Genomic DNA, 24,011 nt, shown 5'->3' with positions numbered 1-24,011 from the left:
ATGAGTGACCTAACACCCACACAGCGGGCAGAACTAGACAGTGCGCTGGCAAAAGCTCGGCGTGCGCTTGAAATCATCTCTACGTACGACCAAGCTCGGGTAGACCGCCTCTGCCAAGCCGTCGCTTGGGCTGTGGCCAACAAGCGCACTTTTTTAGAGCTAGTGGACCTAGGCATTAAGGAGAGCGGCTTAGGCGACCCCGTGAGTCGCGCTAACAAGCGGTTTAAGATTCGCGGTATCCTGCGCGATGCTCTCCGCCAGAAAAGCATCGGCATCATTGAAGAGATACCGGAAAAAGGCATCGTCAAATACGCGAAACCGGTAGGCATTATTGCTTCGATTGTTCCGACCACCAATCCGGACCTTACTCCCGCCGGCACCGCTATCTACGCGATTAAGGCGCGCGATACAGTTATTTTCTCCCCGCATCCGCGCTCCAAGCACACCACCTACAAGACGGTGCAGCTTATGCGCGAGGCGCTAGAGCAGGAAGGCGCACCGGCAGATATTCTACAGTGTTTGACTGAGGTCAATATCCCCATGTCCAAGGCCCTGATGGCCGAGGCCGACCTAGTTATGGCCACCGGTGGCCCGGGTATGGTGCGCGCAGCCTATAGCTCAGGCACGCCGGCACTAGGCGTGGGTGCAGGTAATGCCACTATGGTTATTGACGTGACCGCGGATTTGCAGGACGCCGCGCAGAACACGATGCAGAGCAAGACGTCGGATTTTGGGTCGGGGTGCTCGGCCGACGGCAACCTGCTCGTTGACGAGCGAGTTTACGCAGGTCTCCTTGAAGCGCTAGTCCAAGTTGGCGGGTATCTGGTTACTCCCGCCGAGCGCGACAAGTTAAGAGCAGTAATGTGGGACGAAGCGGGCTATCGCAAAAGTGACACGGTAGCTATAGCCGCTACCGCCTTAGCCCAGGCTGCCGGCTTCTCCATCCCTGACGACAGGCTGTTCCTTGTTACCGAGGAAGAGCATATCGGCAAGAACAACCCGTTCTCGGGGGAAAAACTCGGCACGCTGCTCTCTGTCTTTAAGTACAGCGGGTTTGACGAGGCCCTCACTAAGATGGCTGCTATCTACGAAGTCGGGGGCAAGGGCCACTCGGTGGGGATTTACTCCTTTAACAACGACCACATTCACCGCCTAGCCCTAGCGGCACCCGTAAGCAGAATCATGGTGCGCCAGCCGCAGTCTAAGGCCAATGCCGGTGCGTTCACTAACGGCATGCCCATGACCTCGAGCCTAGGGTGCGGCACCTGGGGAGGCAACATCGTCTCAGAGAATATTAGTCTAAAACATTATCTCAACACGACGTGGGTGTCCTTCCCTATTCCTGAGGATCGTCCGTCCGATGCGGAGTTGTTTGGCGAGTTTTATGACCCAGAGCTTGAGCGCTAGGGCGACAAAGCGCAGTAAAGGAGAACAGGCATGAAGGATTCAGTAGCTAACCTATTGGTCAAATACCTTGAACAAAGAGGCGTCGAACATATCTTTGGCCTCTGCGGACACACCAACATTGCCGTGTTAGCCGCCCTGGCAGAGAGTAAAATTAAGTTCATTAACGTGCGGCACGAGCAAATCGCCGCACATGCCGCCGACGGCTATGCCCGCGTCACCAAGCGGGCCTCAGTCGTGCTCAGTCACCTTGGCCCGGGGTTAACTAACGCTGCCACCGGGGTAGCTAACGCCGCGCTTGATTCTATCCCCATGGTCGTTATCGCCGGGGATGTGCCCTCGCATTACTACGGCAAGCACCCACACCAGGAAGTGGGCATGCACGCCGATGCCGCGCAGTGGGAGATATACCGTCCCTTTGTTAAGCGCGCCTGGCGCGTGGAGAAAGCCGCGCTGTTGCCGGAGATTATGCACAAAGCCTTTACTCTCGCCGAGGCGGGAAGGCCGGGACCTGTCTTGGTCGACGTGCCGATGGACATTTTCTCGGAGCACATTCCCAGCAAGCTATTTGAGCGAGTTATGCAAAGCAGCCTTACGTTAACCCGCCCGGCGCTAGAGATGAGTGTAGCGCGTCGCATAGTCTCCCTCTTGGCGGAAGCTAAGCGCCCGCTTCTCTACGTGGGTGGGGGCGTTATTCTGGCTGATGCCGCCCGAGAGGTCAGGGCGTTAGCCGACCATCTAGGTATTCCCGTCGCTCACACGCTTATGGGCAAGGGCGTAGTCTCGGACGACCATCCCCTAACTCTAGGTATGACCGGCTTTTGGGGCACCAAGTTTATTAACGACCGCTGCCTCAGTGCCGATTACGTCCTAGCTCTAGGTACGCGTTTTTCCGAGGCCGACTGCAGCTCCTGGTATCCGGAGTACACGTTTAGTTTCCCGCCGAGCAAGCTTATCCACATCGACATTGACCCGCTCGAAATCGGGCGGAATTTCCCCGTAGAGATAGGGGCCATTGCCGACGTGAAGTCCGCCGCCGCCACCCTGCTGGCCGTAGCGAAGGAGATGTACCCGCAAGGCTTTGACAACGCACAGGAAAAAGCTGCCATAGCGGAGTATCGCCGGGAGTTTGCGGCCGGCAACCAAGCTCACGCCCAGAGCGACGCCTTCCCCATGAGCCCGCAGCGCATACTTGCGGAAGTAAGGGCAGCGCTCCCGCCCGATGCACTGATTACCACCGACGTAGGCTGGAACAAGAACGGCGTGGGGCAGCAGTTTCCCATTTATGAACCGGGCAGCATTCTTACGCCCGGCGGCCTGGCGACCATGGGTTTTGGTTCAAGTGCCGCTTTGGGAGCAAAAATCGCCGCTCCGCACCGCGTCGTAGTCTCGTTAATCGGCGACGGCGGTTTTGGGCAGAATCCCGCGGTACTGGCTACGGCAGCGGCAGAGAATGTGCCGGTAATTTTCGTAATCATGAACAACTACGCCTTTGGGACTATCGCCGGACTGCAAAAAGCTCACTACGGCACTACCCTAGGCACCCTGTTCGAAAAAGACGGGAAACCCTACTCGCCGGATTACGCGGCGATAGCGCGCGCCTACGGCGTAGACGGCATACGCATAAACGCAGCGCATGAGTTCGGCCCGGCTCTCCGCGAAGCTATCGCCGGCAACAAGGCCGTAGTTATCGACGTGCCGATGGTCAACAACCCCGTGCCTACCGCGGGGCATTGGAACATCATGGATATTTACTCGCCGCACCGCAAAGTGCACCATGCCAGCACCTAGGCTAGCTCGCCAAACCCAGACTAATCCAAGGAGGTGGAGACAAAAGCACACTACTTGACACTAACGCAACCAGAGAAAGGGGACAAGTAATGGCAAAATTTCTTAAGACGTTTCGTGACGCAGAACAAATCTGGCTGGGACTCGACGACCCCGGCATGAGGCGCAAAGTCTTCCGCCTAATCAGCAAACAGCTCGTGGGTTCAAAGCACTTCAACATGGGCATTACCATTTTTGAACCGGGCGAGCGCTGCCAAATGCATAACCACCCCGGCTCCGAAGAAATCGACTTTATTCTGAAAGGCAGAGCTTTGGCGATTGACGCAGAAGGCAACGAGACTATTCTTGAACCAAATGACTGCATGTTTATTCCCGAAGGGGAGTACCATCAACACGTAAGCATTGGCGACGAGCCGCTGTGGCTTTTGTGGGTGTACACGCCGCAAGCGGAGCTGCCGCCGGCGAAAGCCTAATTGCTTTCTAGGTAACCAAAAAAAGAGGAGGGTCAAAATGAGTAAACTGAGCAGAATCGTCGGGTTGGTCCTAATAGGCGTCCTACTTGTTACCTTAACTATCGGGTGTCGCCCGGCTGCGCGTCCCTTCCCGGAGCGCACGATTGAAGGTGTTATCGCTTGGGGTGCAGGCGGCGGCACGGATACTTCGTCTCGCTTGCTGGCTTCCATTGCCGAAGCTAAGCTTGGACAAAGCATTACCATGACCAACCGCACGGGCGGAACAGGTGCCATTGCCACGCAGTACGTGCAAGACCGTCCCGCCGACGGCTACACCGTGCTGTTCCACGCCGAGAACCCGCAGCTCTATCAGGTACTAGGGCTCTCAAACCTCACCTATGCCGACTTTGAGCCCATTATTCTCACGGTGCAGGGGCCGACGGTTATCGTCGTGCACCCGCAATCCCCTATCCAAACGTATGAGCAGCTCATTGAGGAAGCGAAACGCAACCCAGGCCGAGTTAACCTCGGCATCAGCGGCGTAGGCGGTCAGCCCTATGTAACCGCTGCTATCCTTAACAGCATCGAAGGCGTGCGCTTTAACCAAGTAGCCTTTGACGGCGACGGCCCGTTGGCAACAGCTTTGCTTGGCAAGCACATTGACGTAACAGGCCTCGCCCTCTTAGCCGCCGTACCGCAAGTGCAGGGTGGCACGCTGCGCGCGCTGGCCGTAGTAGCCAACGAGCCGTTAGCAGTGCTCCCCGGGGTTCCGGCGTTAGGACAGATGCGTCCGCAGGCGCGCCCCATGCTTACGACAGCCGGCTTCTTCTATGGCGTGCATGTGCGCAAAGGCACCCCGCAGCCGGTCGTCGACAGACTGCGAGAGGCTTTCGTTGCTGCATATAACGACCCGCGATTTGTGCAGTTCGCTAACGAGCGCGGATTAGTGCTCCTTGGACACACCGGGCAAGCCGCACGCGATTACATGACGCAGTGGCAGCGCCATATGGCTTGGCTGATCTACGATGCCGGCGGTGCCAAGGAATCGCCGCAGAAATTCAATATCGCGAGACCATAGGTTATGATTATGAGGGGAGGAGCAAAGTCCTCCCCTCGTTAAAGCAAAGGAGGGGTGAGTGTGGTAGAGCACGAAACCCACGAAGTCCGACAAGCCGAAAAGCGTCCCGGGGAAGGCATATTTCTCGCAGTCCTGCTGCTTGGTCTCGCTCGGTTGCTGCCCGAAGCACTAAAACTGCCCGGCATCTTTCAGGGGCAATGGGCCGGGCCGGGCTCTGTCGCCCAGCTCTTGTTGCTCGCGCTGATGGCTCTTGCCGGCGGGCTCTTGGTAACTGCTGTCCGCGCCGATTCACAGAGCCTCATGCCCACCGTGCAGTACCTGTTTTCGCGGGACGCGGTTCTCTTGCTTGCTACCGTCGTCGGTTACACCGTGGCTTTGGTTCCGCTTGGCTTTGAGTTGGCCACCTTAGGGTTTTTGGTTGCCGCAATGTATCTCTTGGAGCCCGTTAGACTACTGCGAAAAGCTGTTTTAGCTGTCGCTACGGTAGGTATCATCTACGTCATCTTTGCCATGCTCTTTGAAGTCGTCTTGCCGTAGTGAGGAGGGAATCTAATGGCAGGTCTTGAGGGCTTTCTTATCCCTTTTCTGAGCATCGAGCTCTTGCTCTATGTCGCTGTGGGTGTCTTTGTCGGCATTTACATTGGCGCTATTCCGGGTCTTTCGGTAACTATGGCCGTGTCGCTGCTCTTGTCTTTCACTTACGCTTGGGATGTGTACCCTGCGCTTGCGCTGATGGTAGGCATTTACACAGGCGGCGTGTACGGGGGCAGTCGATCGGCAATATTGCTTAACATCCCCGGCGCTCCGTCGGCCGTAGCTACCGGCATTGACGGGTACCCGCTAGCCCGATTAGGGGAGGCCGGTAAGACCATGGGGTTAGCGACGACCATGTCAGTACTCGGCACTTTTTTTGGCATTGCGGTGTTAGCGGTTGCCGCCCCGTTTGTGGCAAGGCTGGCGCTAAGCTTCGCGCCGCGCGACTATCTGCTCCTGGCTTTAATGGGGATGCTTCTCGTCGGGAGTCTTAGCCGTGGCTCGCTAAGCAAGGCACTACTTGCTGCCGCGCTTGGCACGTTTGTAGGCCTCGTCGGCATGGATCCCTTTACCGCACAGGCACGCCTCACCTTTGGCAACCCGCGGCTCCTTGGCGGCATTAGTTTCGTCGTAGTGATGATTGGCTTGTTTGGCTTATCGGAAGGACTGTATCAACTGCGCTACAAGATTCCTCCGGTCAAGCAAAAAATAGACCGCATAGTGCCGGATCTAAAGCTTGTCTTAAAAAACCTGCCCTTGGCGCTGCGCTGCTCTGTGCTAGGCACCCTTATCGGTGCGCTCCCTGGCACCGGCGGAGACATTGCCGCACTTATGGCCTACGACCATGCCAAGCGCACGATTAAGAACCCGTCGCGTCCGTTTGGAGAAGGCGCCTGGGAAGGAGTGGTTGCGCCGGAGGCCGCCAACAACGCGGCTATCGGCGGCGCCTTTATCCCAATGATGACGCTCGGTATCCCCGGCGATTCCGTGACGGCCGTGTTAATTGGCGTAATGATGATTCACGGTCTGCGCCCCGGGCCGCTCCTAATGCGCGAACAGCCGGAGTTCTTTTGGATGATTGTCGGCTCCCTCATCATCGCGAACATCTTTTTATACGTGTTCGGGATGACGGGCATCCGCATCTTTAGCAAAGTAGTAGAAATCCCCAAAAACATTATCGTGCCAATTATTCTGGTGTTGTCTGTAATTGGCAGCTACGCCATTAACCTAAACGTGGCCGACGTCTACTGGATGATTGCCTTTGGCGTCCTCGGTTACTTTATGAAAATGTATGACTATCCCTTGGCCCCGATGGTGCTAGGCGTGATTCTTAGCCCCTTAATCGAGTCAAACTACCGCCGGGCAATGGCCTTGTCACACGGCAATGTGGGCGACTTCTTGCTGAGCATGGTCACGAACCCACTTTCGGCGGCTTTACTCGCGTTTATGGTCATAATGCTTGTCAGTCAACAAGACTGGAAGTCGCTGTTCGCTAGGTGGCGAAAGTAGCCGACCAAGGAGGAAACAGACGTGATTGATGTAGAAACCAAGCTAGTGGGCTTGCTTGGCACGCCCTTAAAGCAGAGCTTTTCTCCGGCTATGCAAAACCGCGCCTTTGGGGCAGCGGGCCTTAACTACTATTACTTTCCCATCGAAGTGGCGACCGAAGGCCTCCGCGATGTACTACAGGGCATGCGCCGCATGAATTTCGCAGGCTGCAATGTCACAAAGCCCAACAAAATTGAGGTAATGCAGTATCTAGACGCTGTAGACACGGCCGCTCTCGCCATTGGCGCAGTCAATACCGTTAAGGCCGAGGGCGGGAAGCTCACCGGCTACAACACGGACGGCCTTGGCTTTGCGACCTTTCTCGAGCAAGACGAGGCGATTCACATTCCAAGCACGCGCTTTTTCGTGCTTGGCTGCGGGGGAGCAGGGCGAGCTATCGCCGCTGTTCTTGCCGCCAAAGGTGCGCAAGGCATTACGTTGGCCGATATGTCAGACGCTGCGGTAGCAAGCCTGGCGGATTCGATAGACCAGCATTTCTCTTATCCTGTCTCGCGCGTAGAGCTCGGAACAGCTAGCATGCGAAACGCAGTCGCGGAAGCAAACGTCGTAATTAACGCCACGGCGGTGGGTATGGCCCCTTACGCTGACGACACACCGCTGCCAAGCGAGTGGTTGGCGGCAGGCGGGCTTGACAACCGGCAGCTTGTTTGTGATATTATTTACAACCCTACAACTACGCGGCTGTTGCGCGAGGCCGCAGGTAGGGGCTGTAGAACTGCCAATGGCCTCGGTATGGTCATCTATCAAGGTGCGGCCGCTTTTACCATCTGGACAGGGCAAGCCGCCCCCGTCGCCACTATGAAGGAGACAATAGCGGAATTAAGCGCGCGTCTATCCTAAGCAGGGAGGTTGCCCATGGCCTTAAGCCCTATCGAGATAACTGACTTGCGCCCTATCCGCGACCTAGTGTACGAAAGCCTGCGCAGTGCCATTATGAAAGGGCATCTAGAGGCAGGGGAGCGCCTAGTTGAGAGTGAGATAGCGGAGCGACTGCAGGTGAGCCGTACGCCGGTGCGCGAAGCCCTGCGTATGCTGGAAAAGGACGGCATTGCCGTATCCGTGCCGCGGCGCGGGACAGTCGTCGTCGGCCTAAAGCTCGAGGACGCGCTAGAGATATACAGCATTCTCTCGGTCTTAGAAGGGCTGGTGGCGAAACTAGCGGCCGAGCATATCACGCCTGAGGAACTCGCGCAACTCAAACGGCTTAAAGCCAAGAAGCCCCCGCTCGGGGACTTCGCAGAGTATGCGCGTATCTTCGCGGAGTTTAACACCATCTTGAATCGCGCCAGCCGCAGCGCGCGCTTAATGCAGCTCATGGAAACCTATGCTTCGCAGCTTAGCTGCCTGCGCTATGTCAGCCTGGATACACCGGAGCGACAAAGTGCGGCCTGGGACGAGCACCTTACAATCATTGAAGCCATCGAGCAACGCAATGGCGAGCTAGCTGAGCAGCGTGCCAAGCTGCACGTACAGCACGCCATGGAGGCCTGCGCCGCGCCAGGCAAGCGCAAAGCGATGGCTACGCCCCGACACAAGAATTAGGCAATCCGACTAGCCGAGAGGGCTAGTCTTTTTCTTTATACGCGCCGACCATAGCGCACGAGGGGACCCCGGCTTGTTCTGGCAAAGCCTAGCTTGCGCGCCAAGCACATAGATGGGTAGTTGCGGTGGTTGATGCGCGTGTAGGCATAGCGCCCGCCGCAACTGCGCACCATGTTCAGCACGCGGTAAACAGCGCTTTGGGCCAGTCCCCCGTGGCGATACTGTGGCTTTACCGAGAGATGCACCAGTTCAAAAACGCCGGGACGTCGTCCCTCGAAGCCAATCCAGCCGGCGACGCGCGAACCCGTCTCAATAGTAAAGTGCGGGCGCGACAAGATGCGTTGTCGGCTTACGCTCACGCCGTTGTAACGCCTGACTCCGGCCGCGACCAGGCCGGCCTTGCGCCAATCGCGGATTCTTACTAAGCGCATAGGGTTGCCTCCTTTTCTTTTGGGGACGCGTAGCGGCTGCTAACTTCTGGTAGAGTGCCAGTGCTCAGTGCCCAGTGCCCAGCGGGGTACGATTCCCCTAGTTCATGATTCACCCTTACTCATGGTTCATGATTTGCGATTCATGAGCGTACAAGTACGTGTTCTCAACTGGGCACTGAGCACTGGGCACTGAGCACTCCCCGCTCACTCCAGTCTACGTCCGCTCGTGAGAAGCGTGAGAAAAAGGACAGGCTTTCTGTGCTTGCCGCGCGGTGCTATAATCTTAGCATGCCGAAGAAAAGCCGGTGACTGGAAGAAGGTGCGTCAGACATGCAACTTACACAGGAGCCTCATGAAGTGGCGTTGCCGACGTTAAGAAGCAACATCCTCCGTATTGTGTGGCCGGCCACGACGGAGAGCGTGCTGCAAATGTTAGTAGGCATCGTCGCCACAGCGATGGTAGGGCACCTAAGTGCAGAGGCAATAGGAGCCGTCGGTCTATCTAGCCGGGTGACGCAGATTGTCTGGGCCATGTTTTCTGCCGCCGGCACCGGAGCGACCGTGCTGATTGCGCGGGCGGTAGGAGGCAACGACCGCGAGGGCATTGAGCGTACGGCTCTGCAGGCACTTGTTCTCGCGATTGCTCTCGTCAGCGTGCTCACAGCCTTAGTAGTGTGGCAGGCGAGAGCTCTAATGATGTGGTTGTTTACGGCCCAAGGCAAAGTTCTTGACTTAAGTTTCATGTATTTGTCCATAGTAGCCCTTGGTATGCCCTTTATGGCTATTATGCAGGTAGCGGGAGCGATAATGCGCGGCGCGGGCAATACGCAGACGCCCATGGGGATTGCCTTCTTAGTCAATGCCATAAACGTCGGCTTGACTTATGCTTTGATCTATGGGCATTTCGGACTCCCGGCGTTAGGCCTCCGCGGTGCAGCCTTAGCGGCCGTCATGGCACAGGCTTTAGGTGCAGTCTTGGCGTTCTTTGCGCTGACGCGGCTACACGCCATAATTTCGGTCAGTGCCGTGCGGCGGTATCGCCCGCAGCCAGACGTCGTCTGGCGCATTCTGGCTATCGGCGTGCCCGCAGCCTTTGAAATGATTTTCTGGCAGGCGGCTACCATTGTTCTTATGCGTCTGATTGTTCGGTTTGGCACGCACGAGCTTGCGGCGCATCAGCTTGGCCTCACCGCCGAGTCGCTAAGTTATATGCCGGCGGTGGGGTTTGGCATTGCCGCCACCGCGCTGGTTGGGCAAAGTCTTGGGGCAAAGAACCCACACCTCGCCGAGCGCTATGTGGGAGAAACTGTGCGAGTGTGCGCACTGCTGACTGTCGTTACGGCCAGTATTCTTTTTTTTCTGCCCGAGGCCCTTATGGGTGTGCTGACCAATGAAGTCGAGGTCATTAGGCTAGGTGCCATCTATTTGCGGCTGATGGCCTTAGCACAATTGCCGATGCAAATTGCCGGCGTACTAAACGGCGCGTTACGAGGCGCAGGCGACACGAAAGCGCCCATGGTCATAGGTGGCGTGGGGCTGTGGCTAGTCAGACTGCCGCTGGCGTGGGTGCTCAGCGTTGGTTTTGGGCTAGGGATAGAAGGCGTGTGGCTAGCCATGACGGTCGACCTTTTCCTGCGCTTTGGCCTAAGCACATTTCGATACTACCGTGGCCCTTGGCGGACCATACTTGCCGCAGGCACCGAACGCTAGCTGTTGCCATAGCATGGTGTAGAAATGCCTAAGAGGTAGGGATTGTGCCCATGGAAGACGAAAGATGCCTTGTCTGCCAAGAGTCATGCACGGCGGGCCTTAAGGTGCGGGAGCTTGTAATCTGTCCGAAGTGCGAGCGTAGAATCGTCAAAGCGCGGGCCAGAGACGCCGGCTACGGGCAACTCATAGTCAACCTAAGGAAGCTGTGGACAGGAGTGCCATTAGGGGAGAGGTAGGGGAGCGGATGGCTGAGCAAAGAGAGGCTCCGTTGTGGAACGCCATGGCCAAGCACAGAGTACAAGGCCTTTATCCCTATCACGTGCCGAGTCACAAGGGCGGACGCGGCCTCGACCCCTCTTTTGCCGCGCATATGGCCGAGTTTGACCTAACGGAGTTGCCGGGGCTCGACAATTTACTGGCCCCAAACGGTCCTTTGGCTGCAGCCGAAGCGTTAGCGGCCTCACTGGTAGGTGCAGAGGCCACATACTTCACCACCAACGGCAGCACAGCCGGCCTAATGGCGGGGGTATTGGCCATGGCATCGCCGGGCAGCACAGTTTTTTTGCCAGCTAATGCCCACCAATGTTTTTTTGGCGCGTGTGTGCTAGGCGACCTGCGACCGGTCTTTCTGCCGGTGGAGTTTCAGCCCGAAGTCGCGCTGCCTCTCTGCTATACGGCGGCGACTCTCTGCGACAGCCTAGCGAAATGCCGCCCGAGCCTAGTGGTAGCCACTACGCCGACTTATCATGGGGTGTGCAGCGATACCGCCGCTATAGCCGAACTTTGCCGGGAGCACGGCGTGCCCCTGTTAGTAGACGAGGCGCACGGCACCCACCTGATTGTCAGCGATACCGAGGTGCAGTCCGCGGTGCGGTCGGGTGCCGATGTCGTGGTGCAGAGCGTGCACAAGACTGCGGGGGCACTGACGGGGGCGGCTTGGGTGCACTGCTTTAATCCGCACTTCAAGGAACCGCTCAAACGGGCGCTTAGGCTCGTGCAGTCTACCAGCCCCTCGTATCTATTGCTTGCTTCCCTCGACCTAGCGCGAAAAATGCTGGCCACAGAAGGCGCGGCGCGGTTTAGTTTGTCGCGCCGACATGCGGACAAGCTCTCGGCGTCACTGCCTACAGTACTGCTGCCGCCGCCCTGGAAACAGGACCCTTTGCGTGTAGTAGTCGATGCTCGCTACTTTGACATGAGTGGGTTTGCCTTAGAGCAAGTTATGCAGGCACACGGGTTAGCCCCGGAAATGGCGGATGCATATACGGTAACGCTGGTCGTAGGTCTCTCGGAAGGCGATGAAGGCTGTCAGAGAGCGGCCGCCCTCGCCGAGCGCTTGCCGCAGAAGGCCGTTCCCGTATCCGCACAAGTCGCACCAAGGCCGAAGACCTGTGCGCCGCAGGTGTTGGCGCCGCGGCAAGCCTTCTATAGTCAGCGCGTATGGGTGCCGCTTGGAGAGGCGAAGGGTAGAATATGTGCAGAGCCCTTAGTCCCCAACCCGCCGGGCATACCCTTGCTGTGGCCCGGACAATGTATCGAGCAAGCAGATATCGCTTTTCTCTCAGAGCTCTCGGCGGCAGGGGGAAGCTGCACCGGCATTTCTCCCGCCGGAAAAATACTGGTGATTGCAGGTGAAAGCAGTGCGTAGAGGACTGTTTATTTCTCTGGAAGGACCCGACGGCTGCGGCAAGACGACGCAAGCGCAAGCCCTCGGGCAGGCGCTTAGGCAGCAAGGCAAGGAAGTGCTTTTCACGCGTGAGCCCGGGGGTACGGCGCTTGGGGAGGTAATTCGCGACATGCTCCTCTCTTATCGCCACACTAATATGAGCGCCCGCGCCGAGATGCTGCTGTATGCGGCTAGCCGGGCACAGCATGTAGAAGAAGTAATTCTCCCACACTTGCTGGCGGGGACATTTGTCATTTGCGACCGCTTTATCGATTCTAGCCTTGTATATCAGGGGCTCGGCCTAGGCCTGCCGCTGCCTGATGTCTATAACGTGAACTTGGTGGCCGTGCAGGGGTGTCTGCCTGACCTCACGGTAGTCTTTAAGGTGAGCGTAGCTTCCGCCTGCGCGCGCCTGCAAGCCAAACAAACCGAGACTGCCAGCGGCCCCGACCGCATTGAGGCTCGCGGCCTCGAGTACATCACCAAGGTGGCGGCTGGGTACAGCCAGCTAGCCGCCATGTTTCCGGAGCGCGTGGTAGAAGTTGATGCCGAGCGCGACCCCTCCAGCATAACACGTGATATAATAGATAAAATACACGCGTTAGAGAGGGGCGTCAGGGGATGAAACTGGTTATTGCCGTCGTGCAGGATAGAGACAGCCAACGCCTAATTGACCAACTCATACAAAAGGGTTTGCGCTCCACCAAGCTCGCTAGTACCGGTGGCTTCCTTAAGTCCGGCAACACCACTTTACTTATTGGCGTAGAAGACAGTCAGGTAGAGAGTGCCCTAGCCGTCATCGGCGAGACCTGCAAAGCGCGTGAACAGCTGCTGACGCCGATGGCGCCTGCCGGCAGCAACGCTGTAGAGTCCTACGTTCCCTATCCCATAGAAGTGGTAGTGGGAGGCGCGACGGTTTTTGTGGTGGACGTTGCGCAGTTTGTACGCTTCTAGCTAGGAGGAAGGCTGTGTTCTCGGATATTGTCGGGCATAGCTTGGCACTGCGCTTACTGCGGCGCGCGCTAGAGGCAGGGCGTATTCCCCATGCGTACTTGTTTCTTGGCCCCGATGGTGTTGGCAAAGCTACGATTGCCCGCGCCTTTGCCGTTGGCATAATCGGCGGGCCGGAGTGCAGAGAGGGCACACTACACCCGGATATACGGGAGATACGCCCACAAGGCAATAGCCTGCGCCTTAGCCAGATTAAAGAGCTTAGCGCAGAAGCCCTGCTTGCGCCGGCCATAGCCAAGCGTAAAGTCTATATCCTCCACAACGTCGAATCACTTACTATCGAGGCGGCTAACGGCTTTTTGACGCTACTGGAAGAACCGCCTGCGGCGACGCATTTTATCCTGCTAGCGGACAGACCCAATGTCTTTGGTACGATTTCTTCGCGCTGCCAAGTGCTGCGCTTTGGGTTTCTCACATTGCCTGAGACGATGTTGGTGTTAAAACGCGTAGGCGCGCAGGCAGCCGGACTAGAGTCTGCTGCTAGGCAGAGCCTCGGTTCGCCCGGGGAAGCGCTGCGTCTACTCGACCCCGGCGCTTTGGAGCGTCAGCGGGAAATGGCGACGCTGGCGCAATCTATCTTGGGCCTGACCGGCGCTGCGAAGCTAAGCGAGATGGTTCACCTGGAAGATAAAAAGGATGACCTCTACGTCTACGTCAGTTTTCTCGCTTTATGGACGCGAGATGTGTTATGGTTAAAGCTAGGACTGCGCGAGCATCTCGCCTTGCCTTACGTCGAGGAAATCGAAGCGCAGGCAAGGCGCTTAGAGCATGGTGCGATTGTGGCACGCCTTTTGCACCTGCAGGAGTTGCTCACACGGTGGAGTCCCGGCACTAATAAGCGCCTAGTGCTGGACCAACTTTTCTTGGCGCTGAAATAGAGGTGAGTGATATGCCGAATCTAGTAGGCATTAGGTTTAAGAGCGGTGGGAAAGTATACCATTTTGACGCAGGCGATATTCCGCTCGTGCCGGGAGATTTTTGCGTAGTAGACACCGTGCGCGGTCAAGAGTACGGTGAAGTAGTGAGCTTGCCGCGCGCCGCAAGTGACGAGAGCTGCCGCACGCCGCTTAGACCCGTCCTGCGCAAGGCTACGGCCGTCGACGAACAACGCGTCGAATCGAACCAGCGCTTTAAGGAAGAAGCCTTTGCCGTGGCGCTAGAGAAAATTGCGTCTCATCAGCTGCCCATGAAGCTAATCGACGTCGAAGTCGCTTTCGATGGCACCAAAATCCTCTTCTTCTTTACGGCAGACGGCCGCATCGACTTCCGCGAACTGGTGAAAGACCTGGCCCACATCTTTCGCACGCGCATTGAGCTTAGGCAGATTGGCGTGCGTGACGAGGCAAAAATGATAGGCGGGCTGGGGTCGTGCGGGAGAGTCCTCTGCTGTACTAGCTTCCTAGGGGAGTTCGCTCCGGTTTCGATTAAGATGGCTAAAGAACAGCACCTGTCATTAAACCCCGCCAAGATTTCGGGGTTGTGCGGGCGCCTGATGTGTTGTCTCCGCTACGAGAGCAACTTCCCTGAAGTCCTCGAGGCACTCCGCGCAGATAATCGCTGCAAGTGCGAGGCGTGCCACCGGAACTGCGAAGGAGCGGGGAGCAGTGACGAGACTTAATCGCCATAGGAGAACGTGGGCGTTAGTAGTCGTAGCCTTAGCCCTGATGGCGACAGGATTAGTATGGGCCATCACCCTAGACGGCTGGGCCACCCCTAGGGTGCCCAATGACCCTGCGGAACTAGAGCCGGACCCGCACGCCACGCCGGTGGTCGCGCTGCAAGTGGTTGAGGGCATTGCGCGCGGCAGCTTAGGACGCCCCGCTCATATTGTCGCCGCAGACGAGCGGGTTTTTGTCGTGGATACTTTGGCTACGCGCGGGGTTATTAAAGTATTTGCTTTTGACGGCACTTTTGTCACCAGCTTTGGCACGCTAGCGAGTGACGGTTTGGCAGAAATAGTCGATATCGCACTTAATGCGGTCGACAACGTGGTCGTGCTTGACGCGACGCCGACGCTGCATGTCTTTACCGCGGACGGCGCGTTAGAGAAGCGCTTAGACTTAACGGCGCTTGCCGCTGAGCTTGAGGTTATGTGGGCCAAAAGCGTTGTTGCCACTGCCGACCACTACTATGTGTTAACGCTCAATCGGCTGCTTAAGTTAGACTTATCGGGGCGCCTGGTGACTGCTTATCCGACGGCAGGTGACGCAACCGAACTTGGCACGGCGGCTTCGGAGTTCTATATGGGGCCGTCAGGTTTGGCGGTGCGCGAAGGCGTAGTCTGGGTGGGCGACGCTGTGAACGGGCGCCTGCTTGGCTTAGGCGCGGGCACCAAATTTGACGGCGTGTTAACCCTGCCAGCAGTAAGGGGTGTAGCTCCCTACCCAACCAGCCTAGCCGTAGATGCGCTAGGCAACTTCATTGTGGTCGATAGTGCCCGTCAAATGCTGCTGGCACTCGATTACACCGGTCGGCTGCTCGCCGAGCACCGCCTCACAACCAACGAACAGCTAGCCAAGGCTGAAATCGCCGATGTCGCCGTGTCGCCGGGCGGAGAGATTTTTGTCAGCAACGCGCTGGCCGGGACAGTTTCACGCTTTGAGTTAGCGGCCGGCCGCCTGCGGGTGTCCGCCGTTGCCGTGCGGTCCCGCGCCGAGTTCGCCTATCCCTTAGACGTGGCGATAACCCCCACGGGCATGTACGTGTTAGCGGCTAATCCCGCCGTTGACGGAGAGCGCCAAGTGTGGTTTCGTGCGGCGCAAGGAGGAGAACTGCGCCGCGTGCTGGTAGGGTTAAGCACAAACGCAGTGCGCCTTGCCAGCGGCAATGGGGTGCTCTATGTGCTAGAGGGGGATCGGGTCGACGTTTACTCCTTAGAAGGCGAAAAGCTGCGCACCTTTGGCGAAGCGCTGGGGGAATGGGCCGGCTTCAAACAAGTTAACCTGTTTGGGGAAGAGCAAGGCCCGCAAGCCATATACGTCGATGCTACAGGCCGCGTGTTGGTTGCAGATACGTTTAACCACCGCATAGTGGCGTTTACGGCTCTCGGCGAGTTCCTGCAGGAAATACCATTCACCGCAGACGTGTGGCCAGCCGCACTAACTCTCACCGCGGACGGGCAACTCCTGGTGCTTAACACTTTTGGCGGGCAGGTGCTGCGCCTTAATGCCGCCGGGGAGTTGCTGGCCGTTTATGCCTCCCCGGGCCGCGGCTTTGGGCAGCTGCGCGTAGTGGAAGACCGTGGGTTGCTCGGCGGGCCGCGCGACATCATCGTAGCGGCTGACGGCAGCTTTTACGTCTTAGATACGTACAACAGCCGCATCCTTAAGTTTGCGCACACCGGTGAGCCGCTCTATGCCGTCGGTAGCTTCGGCAGCGAGGTAGGGAAGCTGTATCTGCCCACTGCTCTGGCTCCGGCACAGGAGGCGGGGCAAGTATGGGTCGTCGACACCTACAATCACCGCTTGCAGCTGCTGCAGTTAAGATAGGTCTACTATAGAGGAGATGAGTAGCGTGAGCGGCAAACTCTACGTCTGCGCCACCCCGATTGGCAATCTTGCCGATGTCTCTCCCCGACTGCTGGCCACCCTCAAAGAAGTCGACTTTGTTGCTGCCGAGGACACTCGCCATAGTGCGAAGTTGCTGCACCACTTCTCGCTCCATACCCCGCTGATTAGCTACCACAAGCACAGCGGCAAAGCCAAACACGCGCAGGTGCTTGCGGCGCTCTCTGCCGGCAAGCATATCGCCCTGATTAGCGATGCAGGCATGCCCGGCATCTGTGACCCCGGCGAAGAGCTTATCCGCGACGCTATCGCGCAGGGGACAGAGGTTACCGTAATCCCCGGCCCCATGGCCGCAATTGCCGCCTTGGCTATAGCGGGGCTGCCTACCGCCCGCTTTGCCTTCGAAGGCTTCCTGCCGCGGGGACGCACAGATAGGCGCAGCGTGCTCGGTAAGCTGCAGTATGAAGAGCGCACGCTCATCTTCTACGAGGCTCCGCATCGCTTAGCGGAAACGCTCGCGGATTTACTGGAGATGTTTGGTGAACGGCCGGCGGCCGTAGTGCGTGAGCTGACGAAAGTCTACGAAAAAGTCGAGCGCGGTTCGCTGTCTTCGCTCTTAGCCTCTGCCCGGCACGAGCCCGTGCGCGGCGAGATTGTTCTGGTAGTAGGAGGCGCGGAGGTCGGCGATACGTCGTCCGACCTTGACGGTGAGGAGGTAGTGGCTCGTTTGCTTGCTAAGGGGCTCTCCCCGGCTCAGGCGGCCCGCCACGCCGCGCAAGTTTGTGCGCTACCGCGCGCGGAGCTCTATGCTCTGGCCGTGGCGCGTGGAGCACAAATGCAAAAAAAATAGGCGCCTGCGAGGCGCCTTTGTCTATTATGGATGGATGTGGGTTGCTAGCTTCTTGAGGCAACCTTGGCAAATTCTCTTGCCCATGTGAGTGGTGACATCGTCTGCGTCTTGGCAGAAAATGCATGCGGGCTCGTACTTCTTGAGGATGATTTTTTCGCCGTCAACGTAGATCTCAAGCGCATCTTTTTCGCTGATGTCTAGAGTACGACGGAGCTCGATGGGGATAACCACGCGGCCGAGTTCATCAACTTTACGCACAATACCTGTAGATTTCATTGCTAAATTTCCCTCCTTACATGTTTCGACATATTTCTACACCCAGAAAATAGTATACCAACACTACCAATAGCTGTCAATAGGCGTAAGCGATAAAATTTGCTTATAGGTGTAGCCGCCAGCCGCCAGCCGCCAGCCGCCAGGAGAGGAGTGCTCAGTGCTCAGTGCTCAGTGCTCAGTGCTCAGTGCCCAGTGCCCAGTGCCCAGTAGAACGGGGGTCTCTAGCTCCTGGCTCCTGGCTGCTGGTAGAGGAGGCGTGCTTCGTGCTCAGTAGCTTACGGCTTACAGCGGAAAGCGGAAAGCGGAAAGCCACTCCGCGGTTGCAGTTCATGATTGACGATTGATGATTGCCCCCTCACAGCTCACAGCTGAGCGCCCCCACAAGCGACAAGCGACAAGCGACAAGCGACATGCGACATGCCACACCGCCACACTCGACAAGTGGCGCCCACGCCTTTATCCGGTTATAATAAGGGAAGTATTTGTCGCGCCGCTTGTGCGGGCAGGAGGAAACCGATGAACAACAAGTATTACGTCACGACACCTATCTACTACACTAACGCCAACATTCACGTTGGCCACGCTTATACCACCGTTATCGCAGATGCGCTAGCGCGCTATCAGCGCATGCTCGGCAAAGACGTCTGCTTCCTGACGGGGACCGATGAGCACGGGCAAAAAGTAGAACGCAAGGCCAAAGCCGCCGGGAAGGACCCACAGACCTTTTGCGATGAGATTGTGGCTGACATCAAGCAAGTGTGGGCTACGCTTGATATCTCCTATGACATTTTCATCCGCACGACCGAGCGCAAGCACGTAGAGCAAGTGCAGCGCATCTTTACACAGCTCTACGAACAGGGCGATATCTACAAACATCAGTACGAAGGCCATTACTGCGTGGACTGCGAGTCGTTTTGGACGGAACGACAGGTGCAAAACGGCAACTGCCCCGACTGCGGGCGCGCGGTGCAGTGGGTAACCGAAGAAAGCTATTTCTTCAGGCTATCCAAGTACCAAGACCGCATCCTTAAGCACCTCACCGAGAACCCCGAATTCTTACAGCCGACGTCGCGCCGCAACGAGATGATTAACAACTTCCTGTTGCCCGGCTTGTCCGACCTGTGCGTAACGCGCACCACGCATCAGTGGGGCATTCCCGTGCCCTTTGACCCCGAGCACCGCATCTACGTGTGGATTGACGCCTTAAGTAACTACATTACGGCGCTTGGAGTAGGCGACAACAGCGAGCGCTTTAACAAGTTTTGGCCGGCGGACTTGCACCTCATGGGCAAAGAAATCGTGCGCTTTCACGCCATCATCTGGCCGGCGCTACTTATGGCCCTAGATTTGCCCTTGCCAAAACAGGTCTACGGGCACGGCTGGCTCCTCTTTGGCAACGACAAAATGTCTAAGTCTAAGGGCAACGTCATTTCGTCGGTGGAGTTAGCCAACAAGTATAGCTCCGACGCCGTGCGCTATTACCTCCTGAAAGAAATATCTTTTGGCAGTGACGGTAACTTTACCGAGGAGCTGCTCGTACACCGCCTCAACTCCGACCTGGCCAATGACCTAGGCAACTTATTGAGTCGGGCTGTGGCCATGTTGGAGAAGTTCTCACAGGGCCGGGTTCCCGCAAGTTTGCTGGCCGAGGAGCCAGACGGTCAACTCATGGCTATGGCCGAGGCGTTGCCGGAGGCAGTGCGTCAGCACATGGAGAAGCTGCAGTTTGGCGCGGCGCTAGGTGAGATTCTTGAGTTGGCGAAACGAGGCAATAAGTACATCGACGAAACCGCGCCCTGGCAACTAGCGCGCGAGAAGCGCTTCGACCGCCTGGCGACGGTCCTGTATAATCTCGCGGAAGTGCTAAGGGTCATGTCCATACTGCTTTTGCCATTTATGCCGCGCACGCCACAGCGCATCTGGGAGCAGTTAGGGCTAGATACAACGGCGCATGCTAGCGTACTTACTTTAGCCTCCGCGGCGAAGTTTGGCCAGTTTCCGGTAGGTGTACAGGTCAAGAAGGGCGAGCCGCTCTTCCCGCGCGTGGAGTGGGAAGTCCCCGCCGAGCCGGAAGCCGACACTAGCGATGTGCTCACGCCGCCCTTGTTGCCGACCGTAGATATCACCGATTTCGCCAAGCTAGACCTGCGCGTCGTCGAAGTAGTAGCCGCGGAAAAGGTGCCCAAGGCAGACAAGCTGCTTAAGCTCACGGTTAAGCTTGGGCCTACGACGCGCACCATCGTCGCCGGCATAGCCACGCACTATTCCCCCGACGAGCTAGTAGGGAAGCGCGTCGTAATCGTAGCTAACCTCAAACCCGCCAAGATTCGCGGCATCGAGTCGCAAGGCATGGTTTTAGCGGCCAGCGATGAGCACAGCTTGGCTGTCTTGTCGCCGGCGCGGGAGAGCATCTCAAGCGGGGCTAAGGTTACCTAGAGATGTTCCTAGTCGATACGCATGCTCACCTTAACGACCCGGCTTTTGCCCAGGACTTGCCCGCAGTGCTCGCGCGCGCAAGCGAGGCCGGAGTGCGAAAAATTGTAGTTGTCGGGCACAATATGCGCACATCCAGACAGGCTGTCGTTCTCGCCGAGCAGCATAAGGATATCTACGCGACGGTTGGCGTTCACCCGCATGACGCGGTTGAAGTGGGCGAGGATTCTCTAACCGAACTTGCGCGACACCTGCGGCACCCGCGCGTAGTGGCACTAGGTGAGATTGGGCTAGATTACCACTGGAACTCGTGGCCCAAGGAGATTGCACACGCAGCTTTTCGCGCCCAGATAGAGTTAGCGAAGTCGCTTGGGAAGCCTTTCATTGTCCACGACCGCGACGCGCACGCCGATATTTTGGCGCTCCTTAAGGAGCACGCCCCCTACCCAAGCGGGTTTGTCATGCACTGTTTTTCCGGCAGTCTAGAGATAGCGCGAGAATGCCTTCGCTTAGGCGGGTTTATCTCTCTCGCCGGACCTGTGACCTTTAAGAATGCCCCACGCCTGCATGAGGTGGCTCGGCATGTGCCACTAGAGAGGCTCCTCATCGAAACCGATTGTCCCTACCTCGCACCTGACCCCAACCGCGGGCAGCGCAACGAGCCTGCCTTCCTCGTGAATATTGCCAAGGCCGTCGCACAGAGGCGCGGCATTAAGCTAGCCGAGCTTGCTTCAGCCACTACCGCTAACGCACAAATGTTGTTTGGCGTGAGCATTTCTCATGAATGACCTAGTTCGCCCGAGTCGCGTCGCCGAGGTACTAAAGAAGTTTGGCCTCGCGCCGCATAAAGGCCTAGGGCAAAACTTTCTGGTCGATGCGCCGGCCCTAGAGAAAATCGTCGCCGCGGCCGATATTAAGGACAGTGAGCTAGTAGTCGAAATCGGGCCGGGACTAGGCACGCTTACGCGTGAATTAGCCAAGCGTGCGCGTCAAGTCATAGCGATAGAAAAAGACAAAAAGCTTACGCCTGTTCTGGCAGAGACTTTAAGCGACTACGCTAACGTGCAGCTTGTTTTTCAGGACGCCCTAGAAATTGAGTGGGAGGACTGCTTGCGCACTCAAGCCCCGCCGTACAAAGTAGTGGCTAACCTGCCGTACTATGTAACGACACCGCTACTACTAGGGCTCTTAGAGAGCCGCGTGCACTTTTCCCGTTTGGTCTTCCTCGTGCAGCAGGAAGTAGCAGAGCGCATGCAGGCTAAAGCCGACACGCCGGAGTACGGCGCACTCTCATTAGCCGTGCAGTATTATGCTTTGGTCAAGGTTAAAGCCGTGATTCCACCGCGCGCCTTCTTTCCCCCGCCGCGCGTGTCTTCAGCGGTAGTCGAACTAGAAGTGCGCGAGTGCCCGGCAGTGTATTTCGGGCTTAAGGATGAGCGTCTGCTGTTTAAGCTCATACGCGCCGCGTTTGGACAGCGCCGGAAGACCCTAGCCAATTCGCTGACTGCGGGTGGTTTCCCGCGCGAGCAGGTTCTAGAGGCCCTGAGCATCTGCCGTATCCCGCCTGCGACGCGGGGAGAAAAACTCGACTTGGCAGCCTTTGTAGCATTAGCAGAGACAATACGCAGTTTGCGAGAGGAGTGATAGCTATGTTTGTAAGTCCGTCTAAAGGCCCCATGACACTCGATGCAATGGTGACCGACATCGTGGACTACGTGCGGGCCGAACGCACCGCCGACTACCGCCTAATTATCGGCACAGATTCGCATACCAAGAAGGGCACGCATATGGTCACGGCTGTCATTATTCAGCGGCTGGGTAAGGGCGCGCGTTTCTTCTACCGCCATACCGAGCACATGTGCATGAGCAGCCTCAGGCAGAAGCTTTACTATGAGACGGCTATCAGCCTTGACGTAGTCCATGCGCTCAAGGAGAAGCTCTACAAGAACCTGCTCGTCGGCATGCGCATCGAGATTCACGTGGACGCCGGTTTCGTCGGGGCGAGCCGCGAGATTATCCGCGAGATTGTGGGCATGGTAATGGCTACCGGCTTGGTGGCCAAGGTCAAACCAGACTCTTTTGGGGCGTCTGCTGTCGCTGACCGCTTTACAAAGTAGCAGGCCTAGGGTCACCTCCATCACTCGACGGGAGTTGCTCGGGCTACTAGGCACTACCTTCCGCGATGTGCTCGGTGAGCACTTCCCGCGGAACTTTTTTCTTCTTTCGAAAGAAAATTTTCCACGGAGCGTTGCATTTCTTTGCGTTAAGTGTCTTATCAAGTGAGGACAAATGCGGAGGTGAGGGCATCTACCTACAAAGTACAGGAAATTTGATCAGTGAGCCATAACCGGAGGTGCCTTATGCGAAGATTTGTCATGTGGGTTGTCCTGTTCGCCGCCCTGCTCATTGTTAGTTTGGTGGCTATTAGTGTCTCAATAGCTAGGTATGAGGCCAAGCTGGAAGTAGCGGCCCATGCGTTTCCCGTTGGCTCAAGGGGCCCGCTGTACATCACCGTACGCTTTAACGCGCCACCTTCAATCTGGAGGGCCTTTGTGAAGGTGCAGTCCGCGACCTTGGAGGGAACATACTACGAAAGCGTTGACGCTTGGCTTACAGACTTCGACCCGAGCATCGTCAGGATGCCGGTGCCTATTGATGGATTGTGCGATTTTGGGGAGAAACCTGCAAAGCTTCCGTTGCAAGGCGCTGTCCCACCACTTAACATCCTGTTAGAAATTCACCCGACTCGCACGTACGATGGCTCAAAAACTGCATTTACCATCACCGTCTACTATCGAATCCTGTTCCTGCGGCGGCACATTACTTGGGAGACACTTTGGAGGTGATCCGTGGCACAGAGAGTAGGGACATTGCCACATGGCACAAAACGCAACTATATTTAGAAGGAGTGTCTAGGGAATGAAAAAAGCGTTGTCAGTCCTGTGTCTGTTGTTGTTGCTGAACGGAGTGATCACACATGCAGGCGCAAATGAACCCGCCACACTAATCACAGTCAAAGTAATAGGCGTCGATGGTCAGCCAGTCCCACAGGCTTATGTCTCGCTTTGGAATCACTCAACTACGCCTTCAACCATGGTTGGTTCTTCCTATACTAGCTTTGAGGGAGTGTCAGTGTTCACACAGCCTAAGTATGTAGATAAGTGTGGCCAAGGAGTGCATCTGTCGGTCATGGTTTCTGCACCGGGATTCGAGGTAGGGGCATGGCACTGGTCTGTTGAACAGATGCACCAGAGCGGAAAAACAGCTCGTGAAGGAAACGAGCCGACCGAAGCCGTGACAGTTACGCTGAGAAGGCCCATGAGGACCTCCAGCACAGAAGAGCAGGTGACGCAAGAGATCGCTCCGCTGGCCACTCCTCCTGGCACAATAAGGCATCGGTTGGTATGGTGGGATGATACAACATATGCCAATCGTCTAACTACCGTCGCCACGATAAACCAGGTTGGTTACTTAGAATCGTCCTTCGCGTTTAGAACTAATATCAGCACGAGGCTTGAGGTAAAAAGACGGGTTAACCTTGGGGTGTTTCAGCTCCCGCATAATGGCCACTAGTTGACATGCTTGTTTGTCCGCAAGCTGACGGATATAATGACCGTATCTTAGGAAAGGAAAAGACGTCTCTTTTGCGGTGAATTAAGCAGATTCACCCGAGACGTCTCCCCAAACAGCATGTTAATCATAACAAATTACAGGCTGCTTGAAAAGTCGCCCCGCGTTTTTTGTTTGGTGTACAGAGACGG

25 protein-coding genes are annotated in these 24,011 nt (G+C 56.9%); 23 read left to right on the top strand and 2 right to left on the bottom strand.

Translation table 11 applies throughout. The features are described from left to right. The 8 genes from KGZ66_11370 to KGZ66_11335 all read left to right on the top strand — a co-directional run bounded on the left by KGZ66_11370 (position 1) and on the right by KGZ66_11335 (position 8,367). Entirely contained in the window at positions 1-1,407 is a 1,407-nt protein-coding gene (locus KGZ66_11370) for an aldehyde dehydrogenase family protein (protein MBS3986186.1), read from the top strand. 30 nt (positions 1,408-1,437) lie between these two features. Further along, a complete protein-coding gene (locus tag KGZ66_11365; protein MBS3986185.1) occupies positions 1,438-3,195 on the top strand; it encodes a thiamine pyrophosphate-binding protein in 1,758 nt (585 codons plus the stop codon). An 89-nt stretch (positions 3,196-3,284) separates the two neighbouring features. Then, a complete protein-coding gene (locus tag KGZ66_11360) occupies positions 3,285-3,665 on the top strand; it encodes a cupin domain-containing protein (GenBank protein MBS3986184.1) in 381 nt (126 codons plus the stop codon). Positions 3,666-3,702: 37 nt separating this feature from the next. Next, on the top strand, positions 3,703-4,722 hold the full coding sequence (locus KGZ66_11355) for a tripartite tricarboxylate transporter substrate binding protein (protein ID MBS3986183.1): 1,020 nt from the start codon (positions 3,703-3,705) through the stop codon (positions 4,720-4,722). A gap of 60 nt (positions 4,723-4,782) precedes the next feature. Then, a complete protein-coding gene (locus KGZ66_11350; protein ID MBS3986182.1) occupies positions 4,783-5,259 on the top strand; it encodes a tripartite tricarboxylate transporter TctB family protein in 477 nt (158 codons plus the stop codon). Between the two features lie 15 nt (positions 5,260-5,274). Beyond that, a complete protein-coding gene (locus tag KGZ66_11345) occupies positions 5,275-6,765 on the top strand; it encodes a tripartite tricarboxylate transporter permease (GenBank protein ID MBS3986181.1) in 1,491 nt (496 codons plus the stop codon). 21 nt (positions 6,766-6,786) lie between these two features. Next, on the top strand, positions 6,787-7,665 hold the full coding sequence (gene aroE / locus KGZ66_11340; protein MBS3986180.1) for a shikimate dehydrogenase: 879 nt from the start codon (positions 6,787-6,789) through the stop codon (positions 7,663-7,665). Between the two features lie 15 nt (positions 7,666-7,680). Further along, entirely contained in the window at positions 7,681-8,367 is a 687-nt protein-coding gene (locus KGZ66_11335; GenBank protein MBS3986179.1) for a GntR family transcriptional regulator, read from the top strand. A gap of 35 nt (positions 8,368-8,402) precedes the next feature. On the opposite strand, the gene KGZ66_11330 is transcribed toward KGZ66_11335, so the two are convergent. Next, complete coding sequence (locus tag KGZ66_11330) at positions 8,403-8,798, bottom strand: GNAT family N-acetyltransferase (protein ID MBS3986178.1); 396 nt, start codon at positions 8,796-8,798, stop codon at positions 8,403-8,405. 330 nt (positions 8,799-9,128) lie between these two features. Between KGZ66_11330 and KGZ66_11325 the strand changes: the two genes are divergently transcribed. From KGZ66_11325 to rsmI, 9 genes are read left to right on the top strand one after another with little or no spacing between them, the layout of a single operon-like run. Further along, positions 9,129-10,508, top strand: a complete 1,380-nt coding sequence (locus tag KGZ66_11325) for an MATE family efflux transporter (protein MBS3986177.1) — start codon at positions 9,129-9,131, stop codon at positions 10,506-10,508. Positions 10,509-10,558: 50 nt separating this feature from the next. After that, positions 10,559-10,744, top strand: a complete 186-nt coding sequence (locus KGZ66_11320; GenBank protein MBS3986176.1) for a hypothetical protein — start codon at positions 10,559-10,561, stop codon at positions 10,742-10,744. Positions 10,745-10,752: 8 nt separating this feature from the next. Next, a complete protein-coding gene (locus KGZ66_11315; GenBank protein ID MBS3986175.1) occupies positions 10,753-12,156 on the top strand; it encodes an aminotransferase class I/II-fold pyridoxal phosphate-dependent enzyme in 1,404 nt (467 codons plus the stop codon). Continuing rightward, a complete protein-coding gene (locus KGZ66_11310) occupies positions 12,149-12,799 on the top strand; it encodes a dTMP kinase (GenBank protein MBS3986174.1) in 651 nt (216 codons plus the stop codon). The genes KGZ66_11315 and KGZ66_11310 overlap by 8 nt, the downstream gene beginning before the upstream one ends. Beyond that, positions 12,796-13,128: a cyclic-di-AMP receptor gene (locus tag KGZ66_11305; protein ID MBS3986173.1), complete on the top strand. Its 333-nt coding sequence runs from the start codon at positions 12,796-12,798 to the stop codon at positions 13,126-13,128. The genes KGZ66_11310 and KGZ66_11305 overlap by 4 nt, the downstream gene beginning before the upstream one ends. A gap of 14 nt (positions 13,129-13,142) precedes the next feature. Further along, positions 13,143-14,063, top strand: a complete 921-nt coding sequence (locus tag KGZ66_11300) for a hypothetical protein (GenBank protein ID MBS3986172.1) — start codon at positions 13,143-13,145, stop codon at positions 14,061-14,063. 11 nt (positions 14,064-14,074) lie between these two features. Continuing rightward, complete coding sequence (locus tag KGZ66_11295) at positions 14,075-14,803, top strand: stage 0 sporulation family protein (GenBank protein MBS3986171.1); 729 nt, start codon at positions 14,075-14,077, stop codon at positions 14,801-14,803. Continuing rightward, on the top strand, positions 14,790-16,673 hold the full coding sequence (locus KGZ66_11290) for a hypothetical protein (protein MBS3986170.1): 1,884 nt from the start codon (positions 14,790-14,792) through the stop codon (positions 16,671-16,673). The genes KGZ66_11295 and KGZ66_11290 overlap by 14 nt, the downstream gene beginning before the upstream one ends. Positions 16,674-16,698: 25 nt before the next feature. Beyond that, positions 16,699-17,541 (top strand): 16S rRNA (cytidine(1402)-2'-O)-methyltransferase, encoded by an 843-nt coding sequence (gene rsmI, locus KGZ66_11285; GenBank protein MBS3986169.1) that lies wholly within the window; start codon positions 16,699-16,701, stop codon positions 17,539-17,541. Positions 17,542-17,565: 24 nt separating this feature from the next. Here the strand turns inward: rsmI and KGZ66_11280 are convergent, their stop codons facing one another. Continuing rightward, a complete protein-coding gene (locus KGZ66_11280; GenBank protein MBS3986168.1) occupies positions 17,566-17,817 on the bottom strand; it encodes an AbrB/MazE/SpoVT family DNA-binding domain-containing protein in 252 nt (83 codons plus the stop codon). A gap of 516 nt (positions 17,818-18,333) precedes the next feature. Between KGZ66_11280 and metG the strand changes: the two genes are divergently transcribed. From metG to KGZ66_11250, 6 genes are all read left to right on the top strand, one after another. After that, on the top strand, positions 18,334-20,253 hold the full coding sequence (gene metG, locus KGZ66_11275) for a methionine--tRNA ligase (GenBank protein ID MBS3986167.1): 1,920 nt from the start codon (positions 18,334-18,336) through the stop codon (positions 20,251-20,253). A gap of 2 nt (positions 20,254-20,255) precedes the next feature. Further along, positions 20,256-21,038, top strand: coding sequence for a TatD family hydrolase (locus KGZ66_11270; protein MBS3986166.1), 783 nt, complete (start codon positions 20,256-20,258; stop codon positions 21,036-21,038). Then, positions 21,031-21,894 carry a 16S rRNA (adenine(1518)-N(6)/adenine(1519)-N(6))-dimethyltransferase RsmA gene (gene rsmA, locus KGZ66_11265; protein MBS3986165.1) on the top strand — a complete coding sequence of 288 codons (864 nt, stop codon included), beginning with the start codon at positions 21,031-21,033 and terminating at the stop codon, positions 21,892-21,894. The genes KGZ66_11270 and rsmA overlap by 8 nt, the downstream gene beginning before the upstream one ends. A gap of 5 nt (positions 21,895-21,899) precedes the next feature. Next, positions 21,900-22,367, top strand: coding sequence for a ribonuclease H-like YkuK family protein (locus KGZ66_11260; GenBank protein ID MBS3986164.1), 468 nt, complete (start codon positions 21,900-21,902; stop codon positions 22,365-22,367). 243 nt (positions 22,368-22,610) lie between these two features. Continuing rightward, on the top strand, positions 22,611-23,096 hold the full coding sequence (locus tag KGZ66_11255) for a hypothetical protein (GenBank protein ID MBS3986163.1): 486 nt from the start codon (positions 22,611-22,613) through the stop codon (positions 23,094-23,096). A gap of 73 nt (positions 23,097-23,169) precedes the next feature. Continuing rightward, complete coding sequence (locus KGZ66_11250; protein ID MBS3986162.1) at positions 23,170-23,823, top strand: hypothetical protein; 654 nt, start codon at positions 23,170-23,172, stop codon at positions 23,821-23,823. The last annotated feature ends 188 nt before the right edge of the window (positions 23,824-24,011 follow it).

The organism is Selenomonadales bacterium, assembly GCA_018335585.1.
Taxonomy (GTDB): Bacteria; Bacillota; UBA994; order UBA994; family UBA994; genus UBA994.
This window is presented reverse-complemented; position numbering and strand designations above follow the sequence as displayed.